We start from the raw sequence: 18,407 nt of genomic DNA on the forward strand, positions 1-18,407 counted from the left end.
ACCAAACGGCGGAAGGATGAGAATCATGTCGAATGCTGTAATTAAGCTGGGCCCGGACCGGATCCGGGCACTCATGGCCCATTATGCAAGCTCCAAGATCGATCGGAACGCACCGGGTGTGGTGTTTGCGGCCAAGTCCGGAAGCGTGTCTATCACTGCCTATAAATCAGGCAAAGTACTGTTCCAGGGCGGAGGTGCGGAAGCAGAGGCCTCCCGCTGGGGAGGAGCCTCCGGAAGCGCCGGAAAACCGTCTTCCCGGCCAAAAGGGGAAACCCTCCCGGAAGGACTGGCGCGCATGTCGGTTCTCGGTTCGGACGAAACCGGCACCGGTGACTTTTTCGGTCCAGTGACCGTCGCAGCTTGCTTTGTCCCAGCCGAAAAAATTCCGCTTGCGGAGGAGCTGGGCGTTAAAGATTCAAAGATGCTGACAGATGCCTATATGCTGAAAATCGGACCGGATATCAAAGAGGCATTCCTGAACAGCGTTCTTGTCCTCCCCACCGAGAAATATAATACGGTCCAGTCAAAAGGCTGGTCGCAGGGGAAAATCAAAGCTCTGCTCCATAACCAGGCGCTCAAGCATGTACTGAGGAAAATGGGCGGGACAAAGCCGGACCATATCCTGATCGATCAGTTTGCGGAACGGGGCATCTACTATCGGCATATCGCCTCCGAACCGGAAATCATCCGGGAGAATGTGCAGTTTTCCACGAAGGCTGAAAACCTCCATGTGTCAGTTGCCTGTGCGTCGATTCTTGCCCGGGTGGCTTTCCTGGAAGAGATGGACCGGCTGAGCGGCCTTGCAGGCGTCACTTTGCCGAAAGGCGCCGGCAAACCGGTCGATGAAGCCGCAGCCAAGATCATATTGAGAAAAGGCGATGACTTCCTGGCCTCGATCACGAAACGCCATTTCGCCAACACCCGTAAAGCCGCTGCAATTGCAGCCAAGCGATCCGGGAAATCCTGAATGTGTTATCCATGCCGTCCGGCTGATGTCGGACGGCTTTTTGGATTCGTGCACAAGTACGGGACGGTTTCGTTTTCGTACGCGAACATTTCGGATTCGCACGCTAACTTGGGACGCGTTCCACTTTTCGAAAGCGAACTTCCCGGATTCGTACGCAAACTCGGAATGCAAAACCAGAAAACCACTAAAAGCCCCGCCGGTATTCCGGCGGGGCTTAATCAACAATCAGTTTCGGGTTTGGGCGCCTTCTGTTTCGAGTGCGGCCACGATGCGGTTGTGCGCTTCTGTGACTTCCTCGTCCGTGAGCGTGCGTTCCGGATCCAGATAGGTCAGCGAGAATGCGATCGACTTCATGCCTTCTTCCATCCGCTCTCCTTCATACACGTCAAAGATGCGTACTTCTTTTAGCATGCTTCCCGCATTGGCGCGGATGGTGTTTTCAAGCGTGGCGGCCTCGACAGCCTTCGGCACGACAAGTGCGATATCACGGCTGATCGAAGGGAACTTTGGCACCGGTGTATACAGGAGCGGTTCCGTACCTTCATTCAGCATCCGCTGCAGGTTCAGTTCGAAAACGATGGTCTCCTTCAGATCTCTTGCCTTCTGTTCGGAAGGGTGCAGCTGGCCAATGACGCCGACCTGATTGCCATTCAAGAGAACGTCAGCCGTACGGCCCGGGTGGAGTCCGTCCATCTCCCCTTTGCGGAAGGATAGCTTACCCGAAAGGCCAAGCTTTGCGGCAAGTCCTTCAACGACGCCCTTAACCGAGTAGAAGTCTACTTGCTTATGCCCTTCTTGCCAGCCTCCGCCGGACCAGTCGCCCGTGATGGCACCGGCGACATGCTCGACTTCCGTCGGCAGCCCGTCCTCGCCTTCTCCGAGGAATACGGATCCGACCTCATAGAGTGCAACCGAGCTTGTCTGGCGTGCCGTATTGTAGGTGACCGCCGCCAAAAGATGCGGCAGCAGGCTTTGTCTTAGAGTGCTCCTGTCTTCGCTCATAGGCATGAGCAGCCGGGTCACAGGTGCGGTTTCCAGCGCGAACTTCTGGGATTCCGATTCGGAAGTGAGTGAATAGGTGATCGCCTGATAAAGACCTGCACCCTCCAGGTAGCGGCGGACTGTGCGCCGTTTTTCCTGGTACGGGCTGAGGCCGCCAGGAATGGATTCTGTTACCGGAAGTGTCGCAGGAATCTCATCATATCCATAGAGTCGTGCGATTTCTTCAACGATGTCCTCCGGGATGGTGATGTCAACACGCCGGGTCGGAGCATCAATGATGAACTGTCCGTTCACCGCTTCGTACGGGAACTTCAGCCGCTTTAAAATCTCTTCCATTTCCTCGAATGGAATTTTCATCCCGAGACGTTCGTTGATGAAGTCCGGCGAAACAGCGACCCTTTTGGGTTCTTTGTCCAGTTCATCGAACAGGACGGTTCCGGAAAGCACTTCTCCGCCTGCAAGCTCCGCCATGAGGGCAGCTGCCCGTTCGCCCGCTTCGACGACGCGGTTCGGATCGACGCCTTTCTCAAAGCGGGTGCTGGCATCGCTGCGGAGGCCGAGCTCACGGGACGTCTTCCTGACAGAGGCCGGACTAAAGTAGGCCGCCTCGATCACGACGGTCGTCGTGCCGTCATGGACTTCGGAGTTCGCGCCGCCCATCACTCCGGCGATCGCAACCGGTTCACGGCCATTCGTGATCACCAGGTGGTGCGGTTCCAGGCTCCGCTCCGTTCCGTCCAGAGTTTCGATGACTTCGCCTTTGGCCGCTTGCCGGACGGCGATTTCTCCCGTACCCAGCCGGTCATAGTCGAATGCATGGAGAGGCTGGCCGTATTCCATCAGCACGTAGTTCGTGATGTCGACGATATTGTTGTGCGGGCGGACGCCGGCAGCCATCAGACGCGCTTTCAGCCATTCCGGCGATTCTCCCACCGTGACATTGCGGACTACCTTGGCCGCGTAAAGCGGATTCGCTTCCGGCGATTCAATGCGGAGACTCAGCAGATCAGACGCCGGCACTGACGCTTCATCGTGAGCAGTTTCCGGCAGTGTGACTTCTTTGGACAAGATTGCAGCCGTTTCATAAGCCACGCCAAGCATGCTGAGCGCGTCCGACCGGTTCGGTGTCAGGTCGAGTTCGAGTACTGTGTCGTCCAGCCCGAGCAGACCGAGCGCATCCTGTCCGGGCTGCGCATCTTCGGGCAGCACATAGATGCCCGATGCATAGGCCTTCGGAACAACCTTCCCGTCGAATCCGAGTTCCTGCAGGGAACAGATCATTCCGTGGGATTCCTCCCCGCGAAGTTTCGCTTTTTTGATCTTCAGTCCGCCCGGCAGACGTGCTCCGGGACGCGCGACGATGACCTTCTGCCCGGCAGCGACGTTTGGCGCTCCGCAAATGATTTGGGAGGGTTCCTCCTCGCCCACATCGACCAGACAGATATTGAGCTTGTCCGCCTGCGGATGCTGATTGCATTCCAGAACATGCCCGACAACGATTTTCTTCAGCCCTTCCGAGCGGTTGTCGACTGCATCCACCTCGATGCCGGACCGTGTAATCTTTTCTGCCAGCCCTGCCGGCTCCACGCCTTCAATATCGACATATTCGCTTAACCAGTTCAGTGATACTTTCATGTCTTGTCGTCCTCCTCAGCCTTCCGCCCTGCGGAATTGTCCGATGAACCGTAGATCATCCGTGTAGAAGTGGCGGATGTCTTCGATTCCGTATTTCAGCATCGCGATGCGCTCCGGCCCCATGCCGAACGCAAATCCAGAATGCACTTCAGGGTCATAGCCGCCCATGCGGAGCACGTTCGGGTGAACCATGCCGGCTCCGAGAATCTCGATCCAGCCAGTCTTTTTGCAGACGTTACATCCTGACCCTCCACATTTGAAGCAGGAGATGTCCATTTCAACGGACGGCTCCGTAAACGGGAAATAACTCGGGCGGAGCCGGATTTCCCGATCTTCGCCGAACATCTTCTTCGCGAAGCGGTCAAGCGTCCCTTTCAGGTCGCTCATCCGGATGTTCTCACCGACGACAAGTCCCTCGATCTGTGTAAACTGATGCGAGTGGGTCGCGTCATCATTGTCGCGGCGGTACACCTTGCCCGGGCAGATGATCTTAAACGACTTTCCTTCCTTCGCTTCCATCGTCCGCGCCTGTACCGGCGACGTATGGGTCCTGAGGAGTACATCCTCGGTGATGTAGAACGAATCCTGCATATCACGTGCCGGATGGCCCTTCGGCAGATTTAGTGCCTCGAAGTTATAGTAGTCCTTCTCGACTTCCGGACCTTCCGCGACTTCGTAGCCCATCGAAATGAAGAAGTCTTCGATCTCCTCGATGATGCGTGTAAGCGGATGATGGGTTCCCGTCTTCACCGGTGTGCCCGGAAGCGTGACGTCGATCGATTCCGCCTCCAGCTTCCTCGTTACCGCCTCTTCCTCGAGTGCGGCCATACGGCTTTCGAGCTCCGAAGTCACCTCGCCGCGCACCTCATTGACGAGTGCACCCATTTTCGGCCGTTCTTCGGCCGGAAGCTTGCCCATTCCTTTTAGCAGGTCCGTGATCGGCCCCTTTTTACCCAAGAACTTGACCCGGACATCGTTCAGCGATTTCACGTCTGCCGCTGAAGCGATAGCCTCTAGCGCTTCATTCTTTAACTGTTGCAGCTGCTGCTCCATTCATATTCTCCTTTCGTTAACCAGACTGCCGCCTGCTCTCCGGTTGCGGGCATACAAAAAGCCCCGCCCCAACAAAGGGACGAGGCTGAACTCGCGATACCACCCTGATTACCGCACACGGGTGCGGTCACTCGGACAGGATAACGGCTGTGTGCCGGCTCGCCTTTACAGCTGATGCTGGTCCCGGCGGCAACTTGCGGGGTGAACTTCGGCGCCTTCTGATCACCGGCGCTTCCAGTCTCTGGCGCCGGCTCCCTGTCATCCGATGGGGTGCCTACTCTTCCCGCTTAATGTCTTTGGTCATTTACCCATTCAGTATATCGGAACATTCTGCCGGGGGTCAAGCCGGTTCAGGCACGCAGAGCATAGAGCAGAATTCCCGTCGCGACCGCCACATTCAATGACTCCGCCAGACCCCTGAGAGGAATCATGAGTTTCCGGTCTGCTTCCGCAAGCAGTTCCGGATTGACTCCGCTTCCTTCATTACCGACAATCAATGCGAAACTTTCACTTTTCCCGGGTTCATCATAGGCGACCGCGCCTTCAAGTGCAGTTCCAAAAACCTGGATTCCCCTGCTTTTCAGTTGAAGCACGATGTCCTGGAGCTCGCCCCTGACCACAGGCAGATGGAAATGCGAGCCCTGAGCGGAACGGACGGTCTTGGGTGCATATGGATCAGCGCTGCCTTTCCCAAGGACCACGGCATCGATGCCTGCTGCATCGGCTGTGCGAATCATTGTGCCGATATTGCCCGGATCTTGTACGGCATCGACGAGAAGCAGGGTTTTCCAACTTTCCTGCTCGTCCGCGGTCACTTCCGGAATGCGGCACTGTGCATAGATTCCCTGGGGGTGTTCGGTATCCGTGATTTCCCGCTCGACTTGGGATGTGATTTCAATCATCTGGATTTCATCGGTCTCCCAATAGTCCGGAACGTCAACGCCTTCCCTGACGATCAGCGCGAGCACGGCTCCCTCTTTTTTCAAAGCTTCTTCGGCAAGGTGTTCCCCTTCCACGAGGAATTCACCGGTTTTGTCACGCTCTTTCCTTGTGTTGACCAACTTTTTCCAATGTTTCACAAGCGAGTTCTGTGTAGATTCAATACGTTTCAATCTGTGACACCTTCCGTCATCCGTTATTTGACTTTAGTGTAGCAAAACTAAGGTATAAGCGGCGAGCAAAACGGAAAACCTTTCCGCAGGAGGGTGATGAATATGAACTTTCAGATCCGCGATGCCATCACGGCCAATATGCAGGGGAATTCTGCGGATGACATCCGCGGCGTCATTGATGACGCCATCGCTCGCGGCGAGGAGCATCTGCTTCCGGGACTCGGAGTGATCTTCGAGAAATTTTGGCAGCAGGCTGATGCGGCCGAAAAGCAGAATGTCCTGGCCGACCTGGAAAATGCATTCGGTAAAAAGGTACAGTAAACCGCCGGTTCCGGCGGGCAATCAGTAGACAAGCTGGTTCCGGAAGTCATATTTCTGGAACCAGCTTGTTTTCTTTTATAAACCTTAGCCAAATTAGAAATGTTGTTAATTTCCGTTACGGGCGGACGCTTTCCGCGGGGAAGGTATCGAGCCCCTTCCAGGGTCTCTCCACACTTCCTATTCCGCAGGAGTCGCCGCCCTTCACTACAATCAACAACTAGGTCAATAACCTTATTAAGCTTCGAGTTGGACAGTCTTTCAGTACAACTTCGTCAAAACCAAGAATGATAACAAATTGAAGCGGATGGCCCGAGACTCCTCGAAAATGCTACGCATTTCCTTCATGCGAGGCAGATTCGAGGAGGTTTCTCTGTCCCGTAGGAAACGCGTTAATCAAAGACCCCAAGGATATTGCGCAATGCTCCGCTCCGCTGCTTTGCTCGCAGGAATCTTCCGCTATGCCATGTACACAAACGCCAGTCTCCATTGACTGCCGCGCAACGCTGAGTTTATGCACGCAGATGCCAATCTGCGTGTTGGCATCGGCTGAGGCAACGCTCGAGGACTAATTGACGCCGTCACGGAGAACGGCGTCTGTGCTCAAAAGCCGAGCGTTGACCGACAAGGCCCGCAGCGGAAGTACAGAGGTATTGGAGTATAAAAAACTGCAGACGAAGGAGTAATCTACTCGCTTTGTCTACAGTCTGGGGGCTGTCCAATAAGTATTAATACAATAAAAACAGCAAACGGCACGGACTCTGGTCGCTTACCGCGGGCCGGCACCGAGCCCCACGTAAAGCGGGTCTCGACAGCCCGGCTTTTCCCGCAGGTGTCTCCCGGCGTCCGTGCCGTTTGCTATATTAAGTTCTGAATCCGACTTTTCGGACATCCCTTTTACATGTTTGCTTAAAGAATCGATGCAAGTACCGCTTTTTGTGCGTGGAGGCGGTTTTCAGCCTGCTGGAAGATGTAGGAGTTCGGACCGTCGATGACAGACGCAGACACTTCTTCGCCGCGGTGGGCGGGCAGGCAGTGCAGGAACATGTAGTCGTCCTTTGCATGTTTGACGAGCGCGTCATCGACCATGAAGCCATTGAATGCCTCGAGCCTTGCTCCCGCTTCCTCCTCCTGCCCCATGCTGGTCCAGGTGTCGGTATAGACGGCATCCGCCCCGCTGACCGCTTTGACCGGATCGGATGTCCAGCTTACCTGGCCTCCGGTCTTGCCGGCGATGGCAACAGCTGTTTCCAAAACGTCCGGCGATGGCTCATAGCCTTCAGGAGTCGCAACCGCGATTTCCATTCCCGTATGCGCGGCAGCGATGATGAGCGAGTGGGCCACGTTGTTCCCGTCTCCGACATAGGCGATTTTTCGGCCTTTCAGCTCGCCTTTCACTTCACGCACTGTCAGTAGATCAGCAAGCGCCTGGCAAGGATGGTAGATGTCGGTCAGGCCGTTGATGACCGGAATGCTCGCTTCGTCTGCGAGTTCCTGCACCATTGTATGTTTGTTGGCACGGATCATTATGGCATCCAGATAGCCGGACAGAACATGGGCCGTGTCATAGACCGATTCTCCGCGTCCGATTTGCAGATCACGGGAGTTCATATACATGGCATGCCCACCGAGTTGGATCATGCCGGATTCAAAAGAAATCCTGGTGCGTGTCGAGTGTTTTTCGAAGATCATGCCGAGGATTTTCCCGGCGAGCAGCTTCGGATAACGTCCCTCTGTACCAAGTTTCTTTAAGACAACGCCCAGTTCTACAAGGCCTTTCACTTCATCGCCCGAAAGCTGGTCAAGCGCCAGCAGATCCTTCCCCTTCAAGCTTTCAACCAAAACCATCTCCTGCATCCCCGTCATGAACATTCGAATCACCCTTCCATTTATTCATCTTGTTGCATTATTATACAATTGTATAAATATTAAATCAAGCGGTTCTTTATAACCATTTTTCTTTTCTCCGGTTTGCAAAACGCAAAAAGCTTCCATGCCATCCTGACAGAGGATGCATGAAAGCTTGAGGGCAGAAGCTTATTCGAATGTTAGGCGGTCGACCGTTTCACGGTCCAGTTTCTTAATGACTTCCACGATAAGGCGGACGGCATTCTCATAGTCCTTCTTGTGCAGCATTGCCGCATGGCTGTGGATGTAGCGGGTCGGGATGCAGATGGCAAGGGACGGGACACCCTCGTTTGCCAAATGGATGGAACCTGCATCGGTGCCCCCGCCCGGAATCGTCTCGAACTGATACGGGATCCCGTGCTCTTCCGCGGTTTTCACGACAAGGTCGCGAAGTCCTTTATGGGAGACCATCGATGCGTCAAACAGGACGATCTGCGGGCCGTCTCCCATCTTGCCGGAAGCCTCTTTGGAAGAGACGCCGGGCGTGTCTCCTGCGATGCCGACATCCACTGCGAATCCGATGTCCGGTTTGACCTTGGCAGCGACTGTCCGCGCACCGCGAAGCCCGATCTCTTCCTGTACGGCTCCTGCAGAGAAGACAGTATTCGGGTGCTGCTCGTCTTTCAGTTCGCGGAGAACGTCGATCGCGATTGCGCAGCCGATCCGGTTATCCCAGGCTTTAGCCAATAGATAATCCGGGTTGTTCATTACTGTGAACTCGAAATAAGGTACGGCCATGTCCCCGGGTAGTACGCCCCACTCCATCGCCTCTTCTTTTGAGGAAGCACCGATGTCGATAAACATATCCTTGATATCGACCGGTTTCTTGCGAGCATCAGCAGAAAGGATATGAGGCGGCTTGGATCCGATGACTCCGGTAAGTTCACGTCCGTCACGCGTTACGATGGTCACACGCTGTGCAAGCATGACCTGCGACCACCACCCGCCGACTGTCTGGAATCTGAGAAAGCCTTTGTCGTCGATTTTTGAGATCATGAAGCCGACTTCATCGAGGTGACCGGCCACCAGAACGCGCGGTCCTTCCGCATCGCCCTTTTTTTCGGCAATCAGTGAGCCGAGGCCATCGTAGCCGATCGAATCTGCCAACGGTTCGATATAGCGCTTCATCACTTCGCGTGGTTCGCGTTCGTTGCCCGGTATCCCTTTTGCATCTGTCAGGTCTTTTAACATCTGTAGCTGTTCGTCAAGCTGGACCATTACTTCGACCTCCTAAACATGTGTCATTCAAATTATAGTGGATAGAGCAGGCGTTTTCAAAACATTTCGGGAAAGAATGATTCTCTCAGTTGGCATCAAGTTCTGTTTTCAGTCGCCTGATGAATGCATCCTTTTCATCCACTTTGATTGCAACCGTCCGATAAGGCTTCCGGATTCCCATGAATAAAGTCGCGGAAACGGGACGTTTCAGCTTGATGAGGATATCGGGACAGCCCTCTTCAAAATCCCGTGCAATGAATTCGGCGGTGTCTTTGGAGCGCTTCGCAGACAATTCTTCCCCTCCTGTCACCATTTCGGCTATGTCCGAATAGCGGATTTCCATCCGGTTGGCCATCCCAAGCGAGAGGTAAAGCCGGTCACAGCCGAATACTGCCGGATTCAGCCTGACTGCCTGCATGTCAGCGATAAGGTAGATGACCGAATACACGTTCAGGATAAGAAGTATGATTGACAGTATAAGTGATTTTTCATGGAGCCACCAGTGGATGCCGATGGTTTCGATGATGATGGCATGAATAAGCATAAGCTGCATGGCCATATGACTCGTTTTGCGGTGGAGCGTGAATGCATCCTCAGTGAGCAAAGGCTTCTTTTTCCACGATACGAATGCATAATAGAACATCAGCATCTCGGAACAGAATGCGTGAACGATCGGATGGCTCCGGATATGGAGGTCGACAGCTTCTGGGAAAGCGAACAGAAGCGGCTTTGTGTCCTCCCTGGTCGTCCGGAGGATTCTTGGCAGATAGACAAATAGAGATACGACAAGCACCAGCTCAAGCAGGAGAAGCGCACCTTCTGCGGCAAAGCCGATATAGGTGATCGGTGCGTAGCTGCCCAGCCATTCGGCCGGAATAAGGAATCGCGCAACGATCAGTCCAGTCGCCGAGCCGAACAAAAAACCCTTCAGCGTAATCGCTCTTCTCCAAGCCAGGAACAGGAGCGGTGCCACGATTGCCAAGTCGAACAGGGAACCGAGCACAACCCCCTCTGATGCATCCGAAAGTACATAGTCGCCGAACTCCGTTCGATAAAGCATCAGATTGGAGCCAAGCACAAGCAGCAGGAGAACCAGCCATACAGGGTTTGCGGATTTGCGGACGACAGCATTCATCGGATCACCCTCCACTTTCACTTTCGTTTACTTCTATTATACATTGCCGCTGTTGCCGCCTCCTTCCTCCACATAAATAAACCGCCCCCAAAACGGAGGCGGTTCACACATTGTTCAGATTCAGCTGCCGGACCCTTGCTTGACCCATTTGGCGACTTCAACCGTCCGCCGGGCCTGATGCCCGACTGCTGCTTTGATTTTTTCTTCGCCTTCTACCATATTCCCGTCCTGGTCGACCGAGACACTGGTTCCATATGGGTTTCCACCAGCGGCAAAAATCGACTGGTCCGTATAGCCCGGTGCGGCGATGATGGCACCCCAGTGGAAAAGCGACGTGTAAAGTGACAGGATCGTCGCTTCCTGCCCACCATGCGGATTCTGTGCGGAAGTCATGGCACTGCACACCTTGTTGACAAGCTTGCCCTGCGCCCACAGTCCGCCTGTAAGATCAAAGAACTGCTGCATCTGTACCGATTTGCTGCCGAAGCGGGTCGGTGCACTGAAGATGATAGCGTCCGCCCATTCCAGGTCTTCCGGTTTGGCCTCCGGTTCGTCCTTGACGGAATCGTGGTGCTGTTTCCAGGCCGGATTGGAGGCGATTGCCGCTTCCGGAGCTGTTTCCGCCACCTTTAGGACCTTGACCTCTGCACCGGCTTCCTCTGCTGCTTCTCCCGCCCAATGCGCCAATTTGTGGTTGGTGCCGGTCGAGCTGTAGTGAATCACCGCCAGTTTGACTTTATCCATCTGAACAACTGCTTTTATGTCGTTATTTGATATGCAAACATTACTACTATCTCCTCTCCTCTGAATGGTTAAACACGAATCCATTAACGGATGACGGCTTCAGTCACCCGTGATAAAGTGAATCTACTATGTATGAAAGAGGCCAGAATATGCGCGTCTTTATCTATTTCATCATCTTCTTTTCTTTTTTCGATTTATTCAGCCAGCTTCCAGTGATGAGTCCGCATGCCGTTCTGCTTGGCGCGACCCCCTTTGTGACCGGGCTCGTCGTCGGCATTTATTCATTCGCCAATACAATCGGCAACGTGTTCTCGGGTTTTGCAACGGACCGGCTCGGACCGTTCCCGATTCTGATTGCCGGGTTGCTGTTATCCTCGGCTGCGCTGTTCCTCTACACCCCTGCTGATACGCCGAACGCCCTCCTGGCCGTCCGTACAGTCCATGGTTTCATGGAAGGGCTGATCGTGCCGGCGGCGTTCACTTTTATCGCCAACCGTTCGGAAGGAACCAAGCGCGGCAAGAATTCCGCCTTGTCAGGTGCTTTTGTCGGACTTGCCGCAATTGCAGGCCCGGCACTGAGCGGTATTATTGCCTCACGGACAGGCGCACCGTTCATCATGATGATGAACGGCGCTTTTCTCCTGACGCTTGCCGTTCTTGCGCTGTTCGTCCTGCGCGGAACCCCCCTACAAAAAGGTGGCCGGAAGGATTCAGGCCGATCTTCCGGCCATTTCCCGGTCCGAGAGCTGTTTCGGCATCCCGGAATCATCCGGGCGTTTGCCGGCGCCTTTTTCCTGATGTTTTCCCAAGGGGTGCTCGCCCTCGTCCTTCCACTGCGTGTGGAAGCACTCGGATATGATACGAAGACGAGCGGTTTGCTCCTCAGCGTATTCGGCATTGTCGCCATCCTGATCTTCATCCTGCCGACCAACCGCCTGTTCGACAAAGTGAGACCGGAAGCCACACTGGCATTTGGCGTCGCATTAATGGGGGCAAGTATGCTATTTCTGTCTGTTGCGGGCCAACTGCCGTTACTCTTTGCGGCGATGTCACTGTACGGTGTGGGATTTGCCTTCTTGTTCCCATCCGTCAACTCACTTCTGATCGATTCGACGGATACGGAATACCGTGGGAAAGCCTATGGATACTTTTATGCTTTCTTTTCGATCGGCGTGGTCGCCGGATCCGGAGTGATCGGATTCTTGGGACTGGAAGCACGGGGCGCATTTGTGCTTACCGGTGCGCTCCTTCTTGGAGTGGCTGCCTATGCACTGTCCGGACTTAAACGGGGACAGACCGGATTAAGATGACCGGATTCCCATAAACAACAAACAGCCATCCGCGCATCTGATGAACAGATGATGCGGATGGCTGATTTCATTTCCCTTATCAGTTGAGGACTTTCACTTTGACTGTTTTGGATCCCCACTGGAGTGCGCGGCTCTTGTTCGGGATAAAGACATCGATGCGATTGCCTTTGATGGCGCCGCCGGTGTCTCCTGCGATAGCTTCGCCGTAGCCTTCAACCCAGACTTTCGTACCGAGCGGAATGACTTTAGGGTCAACGGCGATGACTTTCTGGTTAGGGTTGGCTCTCAGGTTAATGCCTGTCGCCGTAACTCCGGAGCAGCCGTTGCAGTAAGCCGTGTAAGCTGTTGCGCGAACGGATAGTTCACGTGCAGCTGACGGAGCAGGCTTGGATGCGGACGCCGTGTTGGACGCGCTCGCCTGGACCGCCTTGCCGGATACTTTCAGGGCTTGGCCCGGATGGATGAGCGAACTGCTGAGACCATTCAGTCCCATGAGTGTGTTGACGCTCATGCCATGGTTGGTTGCGATGCGGTAAAGAGTATCACCGCTTTTAACAGTATATGTGGAAGCGGGAGCTGCTGCCGATTTTACTGCAGCAGACGCTTTCTGTTGGGTTTGGGCTGGTGCGGCCTTGCTGCCCCCAGATGTTGTAAGTACATCTCCGGGACGGATCAGATCAGAGGAAAGGGAATTCCACTGTTTGAGCTGTGCGACTGTGACAGAGTTGGCCTGAGAGATGGACCAGAGTGTATCGCCTTTGGAAACCGTATGCTCCGCGGCCGAAGCGGTTCCCACCCCTGCACCCAGTGTCAGAGCTGCCGTTAGCGCAATCAAGCTTTTTTTCATATGGTAAATGTCTCCTTTCTTCAACGACACCCACTCTACCACGCCTATGTTACAGCGGCGTAACAAATCGATGAAGAAACGAAAACATTATATTACACTCACGAAATAGAAGTCTCTGAATCTAGCGGGAATCGGATTCTTGCCGTTGTCCCTTTTCCTACCTCACTTTCAAACTCAATTGAACCCCCGTGCCGTTCCAGGATCTTGAAACTTTTCATAAGTCCCATGCTGGTGCCTTTTTCTTTGTTCGAATAAAACGGTTCACCTAAACGCGGCAGCCGGTCTTCCGGAATGCCGATGCCTTCATCGCGGACTTCGATGATCGGCCCTTCCCCGCTGTCCCAGGCCGAGAGATAAACCGTACCGCCACCCGGCATGGCTTCGTATGAATTTTTAACCAGATTGATAATGACATGCTTGATCTCATCCGATTTGCAGATGGCCGGGAGCGGCCCTTCCGGAATATTAAATCGGATTGTGCAGTTATGCACCCGGGCTTCCGCTTTGAGAAGAATGATAAGATCCGACAAATCATTTGTCAGGTCAGTCAATCTCATTTCGTCTTCCTGATGGGGATCTGCCAGCATCAGCAACTCATCGACAATTTCTTCAATGCGATCCAGTTGTTCTGCAACAATGTCTTTATATGCATCGGCAGAACCGGTTTCGCCGATCAGCTGGATGAAACCTTTTACAGCTGTCAGAGGATTTCTCACTTCATGGGCAATGCCGGCGGCCAAATGACCGACCATACCTAGCTTTTCCCATTTCAGATTCATCAGTTCCGAGAATTTCTGTCTGGTAATGTCCTCCGTGAATCCGATTAGCCGGACAACCCGGCCGTCATTGTCGCGAATCGGCACCGATTTAGTCCGAAGCCATTTCAATTCCTTTCCAGGCACAACAACCCGGAACTCCATTTCACCCGTTGAATCCGGATTGCAGAGCACATCTGCCATCTTTGCCCGATCGTCGGCATGAATATATTTTTGAAACGCAAAGGCATCAACATAGATTTCGTTTAGCTCCACACCGAATAAGCCTCTGATTGCCGGACTGAGATAGATAAAACGATTTCGGATAAAGTCATATTGACCAATACCCAAGTCCATGTTTTCCATGATATCGACAATGAGCTGGTCGCGCTCCTTGATGATCCGTTCCTGCAGGCGGATCAGGGATTGAGTTGCAGCTGAAGACTCCTGAGAAATAAATAAGGCACAGGTAGCAGACAATTCACCATCTCCGTCATATACAGGAAACGCGCTGATGGTGACAGGAATGCGTTCGCCACTTTTGTTTAAACGGACCGTGAAATATTTGACCAAATGCTCACCGGCAAGCAGACGTGCACGGACCATCTCAAATTCATCTGTTCTTTCGTGAGGAATAAAACTTAAAATACTATCGCCCAGGTCTTCGCTCGTCCAACCAAATTCCTTCGTAAATGCCCGGTTAAAGCCCCTGATGCTTCCATCCGGTTCAAGAATGACCGCCGCTTCATCCATATCTTCAAAAAGCGGACTCATGAAACCTGTGGTTTTCATCGGTACGGAAATAAATGACGCAGTTTTTTTGATATGAAAGGTTCTGATCATAACGTGATGTTCATCAAGGCGTTCTGCGTTTTCCAAATAAAGCGGATCATAAAATTCATCTCTGTTTCTGATGGAAAATGGAACGAATTCTTCTCCTCGATGAGCTTGGCGAATCCTTTCAAAGAAAAGAGGAATATCGCGAACATGGACCGTATCATGCACAGATAGATCTTGAGGGGATGGAGGCCTGAGAGGCGCAGTTTCCCCTGGTTTGCAAACATAGTAAGTTCCGCTATCGATATGAACGATAAAGTATAAATAACCAGTGCTATTTGAAGTAGAAAGACTTAAATTTTTCATTGGACAACCCACTCTCATATAAAAAGTCGAACCTTAGTCTCCCTTCCGGACCCAAAGCCTCACTATTCTGTCAAGCAGTTATGCATATTATACTAGTATTCTGTAATTATTAGCAGAATTATTGTTTAATTCAGCGTATACAAAAGTGTTTCTATCCCATGTATTGTCCGGAGCCGTGTTTCTCAGCAAAACGGCACAATGAGTTCAGGACTATTGTTCTTCGGAGAATTGACGGCCGAAGAGACCTCATAGGCCTCCATCCTGTCCGCATCGTAAGGGACAAGCAGACGGTTCAGTGATTCGATGTCCCGGTTGTCCGGATTCAGCCACTCCTCTTCACCGGACTTCTCCAGAATGACGGGCATCCGGTCATGAATCTTCTCCATCAGACGGTTCGGTCGGGTTGTGATGGCTGTGCATGTATGGACTTTCTCGCCGTTCGGAGAAATCCAAGTCTCCCATAGTCCCGCCATGCCGAAAACCTCCTCATCCTTCAGCCTGATCCTCATCGGCCTGCGGATGTCTCCCTCCCGCTGCCATTCATAGAACGAATCGGCAGGAATGATGCAGCGTTGCCGCTCGAAAGCCTGCCGGAAACTAGGTTTTTCCGACAGGGTTTCCGCACGCGCATTAATCATCCGGCTGCCGATTTTCAGATCTTTCGCCCAACCTGGCACAAGTCCCCAGCGCAGCTTCCCCATCCTGTTTTCCCGGCCGTCGCTGATCACTGCAACCACCTGTTGCGTCGGAGCGATGTTGTAGCTCGGACTAAAATCCACCTCTTCGAATGATCGGGTGATTCCGAACCGGGCAACCAGTTCCCCATATGGGACATACAAAGTAAACCTTCCACACATCGTAAAACCCTCCCGAACAATCGCTTTTATCCGTTATACAAAAAAAGAACGGCCTGTGCAAGCGCACAGGCCGTTTTCTTCACTATTCAGTGGACTTCGTGTTTTTTTCCAGCCCTACCTATGGCTGCCGTAGACATGAGCCCGGCTATGAACGTGATAAGACTGATGGTCCCTGTCAAAAAGTCCGCAGGAAGCCCCGGGAAGATGACAAACACCGAACCGGCGATCAGGCCGATGATGATGGAATACATCACGATAGGAATCTTATTGAGCAAATAGTGGATGACCTTGCTGCTGATGATGAAGCCAACACCGACTCCTGCACCGATCACCGCGATGATCGGCAGATTCAGGTCGGACAGTGCCGCGATTGCAGTGGAATAAGCTCCAAGAAGCAGCAGGATGAACGAACCGCTGATGCCGGGCAGGAGCATCGCCATGCTGCCCAGCCACCCGGCAAAAAAGAGGCCAATGGCATTGGAAGCATTCAGTTCACGTATTGGTTCAGATTCTGCGGGATTTAGGAAAGCGGTGGCTGCAAGTGCGACTCCTACTGTGATGAGCAGCACGTAGTGACCAGCCCTAAAATTCCGTGACATCCCAGCCTCTCTAGTCAGAAAAGGCAACACACCGAGTACCAAGCCGATAAAAAAGAATTGTGTCGGCACGATGTGATAAGTAAGCAAATAATCAATTAGTCGGCTAAACAGCAACAGAGCCGCTCCGATCCCCACCCCGAGAGGCGCCAGGAACAAAAGATGCTTTTTCCAGTCCCTGCTGAAGAACCCGCTGATTCCAAGCAGCAGACGATCATATATTCCGAGGATCAGCGCAATGGTACCTCCGCTTACGCCGGGAATCAGATCGCTGATGCCCATCATAAGGCCACGGTAAATGTTTCTCCATTCCATCATCCATTCCATCCTTCCAAATCTAAATCAACTTCTCTACTATAACATGGCAACCGCGTTAACCTGGGCTCTTTATCTAAACCAACAAAAGACCCGCACTGCCATGCGGGTCTCTGCATTATGCCTGTTGGGCTTTGAGAGCGTCCACTTTCTCTTGCCACTCCGCTTCCGTCATCCCTGTTTCCAGGAAATAGCGGTTGCGCGGATGCTCACGGCACTCGTCGGAGCAACTGCGCTGATGCAGAAGTTCATTTTCTTCAGAGGCCAGAATTTTCTTGTTGCATTCCGGGTTTGCACAGTTGACATATCTTTCGCAAGGTGTCCCGTCAAAGTGATCACGGCCTACGACGACGTGCTCAACCTGGTTGACCGGAACGGCGATGCGGTTGTCGAACACATAGCACTGGCCGTCCCACAGCTGCCCTTTTGCGACAGGGTCTTTTCCGTAAGTGACGATGCCACCGTGCAGGTGAGCCACATCTTCAAAACCTTCACGTTTCAGCCAGCCGGTAAATTTCTCACAGCGGATACCGCCTGTGCAGTATGCCAAAATCTTTTTGCCTTCAAATTTTTCGCGGTTCTCACGTACCCATTCCGGCAGCTCGCGGAATGTTTCCACTTCCGGCCGGATGGCACCGCGGAAATGTCCGAGGTCATATTCATAGTCGTTGCGCGCGTCAAGGACGACAACATCGTCACGCTGCATCTGCTCAAGGAACTCTGCCGGCTCCAGGTACTCGCCGGTCAGTTCATTCGGATTCACATCTTCTTCAAGGCTCAAGTTGACGATTTCATTGCGATATCGTACGTGCATCTTCCGGAAAGCATGGCCTTCCGCTTCATCCACCTTGAATACCAAGTCGCTGAAGCGCTCGTCAGCATGCATCGCATCCATGTATTTCTGTGTTTGTTCCACTGTGCCTGAGCAAGTTCCGTTTATGCCTTCTGCTCCGATGAGGATGCGGCCTTTCAGCCCGAGCTCCCTGCAAAACTCCAGGTGCTCCTGTGCGAATGTTTCCGGATCCTCGATCGGCACGTATTTATAGTACAAGAGGACTCTGTGTGTGAATTTTCCCATAATCCGACACCATTCCCTTTCTCCTTTAAGTTTAAAAATGCCACACACCAATATAACAAAATCTCCGCCGATTGTGTAGCGGAAATCAACGGAAAACAGGCCCGGAGATGGTCCACGGGCCTGTAATTCATCATGTTTTCATATTTCTGTACCTGTCGATAAAGACATCAGGCGACTCTTCCGTCTGGAAGGCGAACACCCCCTCATCCGTATGCAGGTAAAGGAACCAGCACCGTAATGCTACGGCACGGACACTCATGTCCCAGACTTTTGCAAGAGGAAAATCCCGTTCGTAGGAGATCACGGCATTCTCGGTAAGGACAAGGTCATACTCCACATGCTCTGTCCGCTGCTGCAGACGGCGGATCGACCGCTCTGTCCGGATGCAGCGGATGGCCGCCACTGCCCGCTGCT

Annotated in this window: 16 protein-coding genes; 3 read left to right on the forward strand and 13 right to left on the reverse strand. The window is 53.1% G+C overall.

Annotation, left to right across the window (positions count from 1 at the left end):
* The first annotated feature begins 25 nt into the window (after positions 1-25).
* A complete protein-coding gene (gene rnhC / locus AC6CHQ_RS04490; RefSeq protein WP_251238523.1) occupies positions 26-967 on the forward strand; it encodes a ribonuclease HIII in 942 nt (313 codons plus the stop codon).
* 225 nt (positions 968-1,192) lie between these two features.
* Here the strand turns inward: rnhC and pheT are convergent, their stop codons facing one another.
* From pheT to AC6CHQ_RS04505, 3 genes are all read right to left on the reverse strand, one after another.
* Positions 1,193-3,604, reverse strand: a complete 2,412-nt coding sequence (pheT, locus tag AC6CHQ_RS04495; protein ID WP_498080967.1) for a phenylalanine--tRNA ligase subunit beta — start codon at positions 3,602-3,604, stop codon at positions 1,193-1,195.
* Positions 3,605-3,619: 15 nt separating this feature from the next.
* On the reverse strand, positions 3,620-4,657 hold the full coding sequence (gene pheS, locus AC6CHQ_RS04500) for a phenylalanine--tRNA ligase subunit alpha (protein WP_251238521.1): 1,038 nt from the start codon (positions 4,655-4,657) through the stop codon (positions 3,620-3,622).
* A 350-nt stretch (positions 4,658-5,007) separates the two neighbouring features.
* Positions 5,008-5,769 (reverse strand): TrmH family RNA methyltransferase, encoded by a 762-nt coding sequence (locus AC6CHQ_RS04505; RefSeq protein ID WP_251238520.1) that lies wholly within the window; start codon positions 5,767-5,769, stop codon positions 5,008-5,010.
* Positions 5,770-5,871: 102 nt separating this feature from the next.
* Here AC6CHQ_RS04505 and sspI point away from each other — a divergent pair, with 102 nt between their 5' ends.
* Positions 5,872-6,090, forward strand: a complete 219-nt coding sequence (gene sspI / locus AC6CHQ_RS04510) for a small acid-soluble spore protein SspI (RefSeq protein WP_251238519.1) — start codon at positions 5,872-5,874, stop codon at positions 6,088-6,090.
* Between the two features lie 906 nt (positions 6,091-6,996).
* Here the strand turns inward: sspI and argF are convergent.
* The 4 genes from argF to wrbA form a co-directional block, all read right to left on the reverse strand.
* Positions 6,997-7,959: an ornithine carbamoyltransferase gene (gene argF, locus AC6CHQ_RS04515; RefSeq protein WP_251238518.1), complete on the reverse strand. Its 963-nt coding sequence runs from the start codon at positions 7,957-7,959 to the stop codon at positions 6,997-6,999.
* 165 nt (positions 7,960-8,124) lie between these two features.
* Positions 8,125-9,213, reverse strand: coding sequence for a M42 family metallopeptidase (locus AC6CHQ_RS04520; RefSeq protein ID WP_251238517.1), 1,089 nt, complete (start codon positions 9,211-9,213; stop codon positions 8,125-8,127).
* An 85-nt stretch (positions 9,214-9,298) separates the two neighbouring features.
* Positions 9,299-10,348 carry a beta-carotene 15,15'-monooxygenase gene (locus AC6CHQ_RS04525; RefSeq protein WP_498080968.1) on the reverse strand — a complete coding sequence of 350 codons (1,050 nt, stop codon included), beginning with the start codon at positions 10,346-10,348 and terminating at the stop codon, positions 9,299-9,301.
* Positions 10,349-10,468: 120 nt separating this feature from the next.
* Positions 10,469-11,092: an NAD(P)H:quinone oxidoreductase gene (wrbA, locus tag AC6CHQ_RS04530; protein WP_498080969.1), complete on the reverse strand. Its 624-nt coding sequence runs from the start codon at positions 11,090-11,092 to the stop codon at positions 10,469-10,471.
* Positions 11,093-11,241: 149 nt separating this feature from the next.
* On the opposite strand from wrbA, the gene AC6CHQ_RS04535 reads away from it, so the two are divergent.
* Positions 11,242-12,402 (forward strand): MFS transporter, encoded by a 1,161-nt coding sequence (locus tag AC6CHQ_RS04535; protein ID WP_251238514.1) that lies wholly within the window; start codon positions 11,242-11,244, stop codon positions 12,400-12,402.
* Between the two features lie 79 nt (positions 12,403-12,481).
* Here the strand turns inward: AC6CHQ_RS04535 and AC6CHQ_RS04540 are convergent, their stop codons facing one another.
* The 6 genes from AC6CHQ_RS04540 to AC6CHQ_RS04565 form a co-directional block, all read right to left on the reverse strand.
* The gene (locus AC6CHQ_RS04540) at positions 12,482-13,249 is read right to left on the reverse strand and encodes a LysM peptidoglycan-binding and 3D domain-containing protein (protein WP_092051555.1); all 768 of its coding nucleotides are present in this window, start codon (positions 13,247-13,249) and stop codon (positions 12,482-12,484) included.
* Between the two features lie 98 nt (positions 13,250-13,347).
* Positions 13,348-15,147: an ATP-binding protein gene (locus AC6CHQ_RS04545; protein ID WP_498080970.1), complete on the reverse strand. Its 1,800-nt coding sequence runs from the start codon at positions 15,145-15,147 to the stop codon at positions 13,348-13,350.
* Between the two features lie 182 nt (positions 15,148-15,329).
* Positions 15,330-16,004, reverse strand: a complete 675-nt coding sequence (locus AC6CHQ_RS04550; protein ID WP_092051561.1) for an SOS response-associated peptidase — start codon at positions 16,002-16,004, stop codon at positions 15,330-15,332.
* Positions 16,005-16,090: 86 nt separating this feature from the next.
* Positions 16,091-16,915 carry a DUF368 domain-containing protein gene (locus AC6CHQ_RS04555; protein WP_092052172.1) on the reverse strand — a complete coding sequence of 275 codons (825 nt, stop codon included), beginning with the start codon at positions 16,913-16,915 and terminating at the stop codon, positions 16,091-16,093.
* Between the two features lie 118 nt (positions 16,916-17,033).
* Positions 17,034-17,993, reverse strand: coding sequence for an oxygen-dependent tRNA uridine(34) hydroxylase TrhO (gene trhO / locus AC6CHQ_RS04560; RefSeq protein ID WP_251238509.1), 960 nt, complete (start codon positions 17,991-17,993; stop codon positions 17,034-17,036).
* A 130-nt stretch (positions 17,994-18,123) separates the two neighbouring features.
* Positions 18,124-18,396, reverse strand: coding sequence for a hypothetical protein (locus tag AC6CHQ_RS04565; protein ID WP_251238508.1), 273 nt, complete (start codon positions 18,394-18,396; stop codon positions 18,124-18,126).
* Positions 18,397-18,407 lie beyond the last annotated feature (11 nt).

The organism is Bhargavaea sp. GQ12, assembly GCF_059758705.1.

What these genes read in the sequence shown, in the direction of transcription:
- rnhC (WP_251238523.1), top strand. Translation starts at nt 26, where the DNA reads ATGTCGAATGCTGTAATTAAGCTGGGCCCGGACCGGATCCGGGCACTC.
- pheT (WP_498080967.1), bottom strand. Translation starts at nt 3,604, where the DNA reads ATGAAAGTATCACTGAACTGGTTAAGCGAATATGTCGATATTGAAGGC.
- pheS (WP_251238521.1), bottom strand. Translation starts at nt 4,657, where the DNA reads ATGGAGCAGCAGCTGCAACAGTTAAAGAATGAAGCGCTAGAGGCTATC.
- sspI (WP_251238519.1), top strand. Translation starts at nt 5,872, where the DNA reads ATGAACTTTCAGATCCGCGATGCCATCACGGCCAATATGCAGGGGAAT.
- argF (WP_251238518.1), bottom strand. Translation starts at nt 7,959, where the DNA reads ATGTTCATGACGGGGATGCAGGAGATGGTTTTGGTTGAAAGCTTGAAG.
- AC6CHQ_RS04520 (WP_251238517.1), bottom strand. Translation starts at nt 9,213, where the DNA reads ATGGTCCAGCTTGACGAACAGCTACAGATGTTAAAAGACCTGACAGAT.
- AC6CHQ_RS04525 (WP_498080968.1), bottom strand. Translation starts at nt 10,348, where the DNA reads ATGAATGCTGTCGTCCGCAAATCCGCAAACCCTGTATGGCTGGTTCTC.
- wrbA (WP_498080969.1), bottom strand. Translation starts at nt 11,092, where the DNA reads ATGGATAAAGTCAAACTGGCGGTGATTCACTACAGCTCGACCGGCACC.
- AC6CHQ_RS04535 (WP_251238514.1), top strand. Translation starts at nt 11,242, where the DNA reads ATGCGCGTCTTTATCTATTTCATCATCTTCTTTTCTTTTTTCGATTTA.
- AC6CHQ_RS04540 (WP_092051555.1), bottom strand. Translation starts at nt 13,249, where the DNA reads ATGAAAAAAAGCTTGATTGCGCTAACGGCAGCTCTGACACTGGGTGCA.
- AC6CHQ_RS04545 (WP_498080970.1), bottom strand. Translation starts at nt 15,147, where the DNA reads ATGAAAAATTTAAGTCTTTCTACTTCAAATAGCACTGGTTATTTATAC.
- AC6CHQ_RS04550 (WP_092051561.1), bottom strand. Translation starts at nt 16,004, where the DNA reads ATGTGTGGAAGGTTTACTTTGTATGTCCCATATGGGGAACTGGTTGCC.
- AC6CHQ_RS04555 (WP_092052172.1), bottom strand. Translation starts at nt 16,915, where the DNA reads ATGGAATGGAGAAACATTTACCGTGGCCTTATGATGGGCATCAGCGAT.
- trhO (WP_251238509.1), bottom strand. Translation starts at nt 17,993, where the DNA reads ATGGGAAAATTCACACACAGAGTCCTCTTGTACTATAAATACGTGCCG.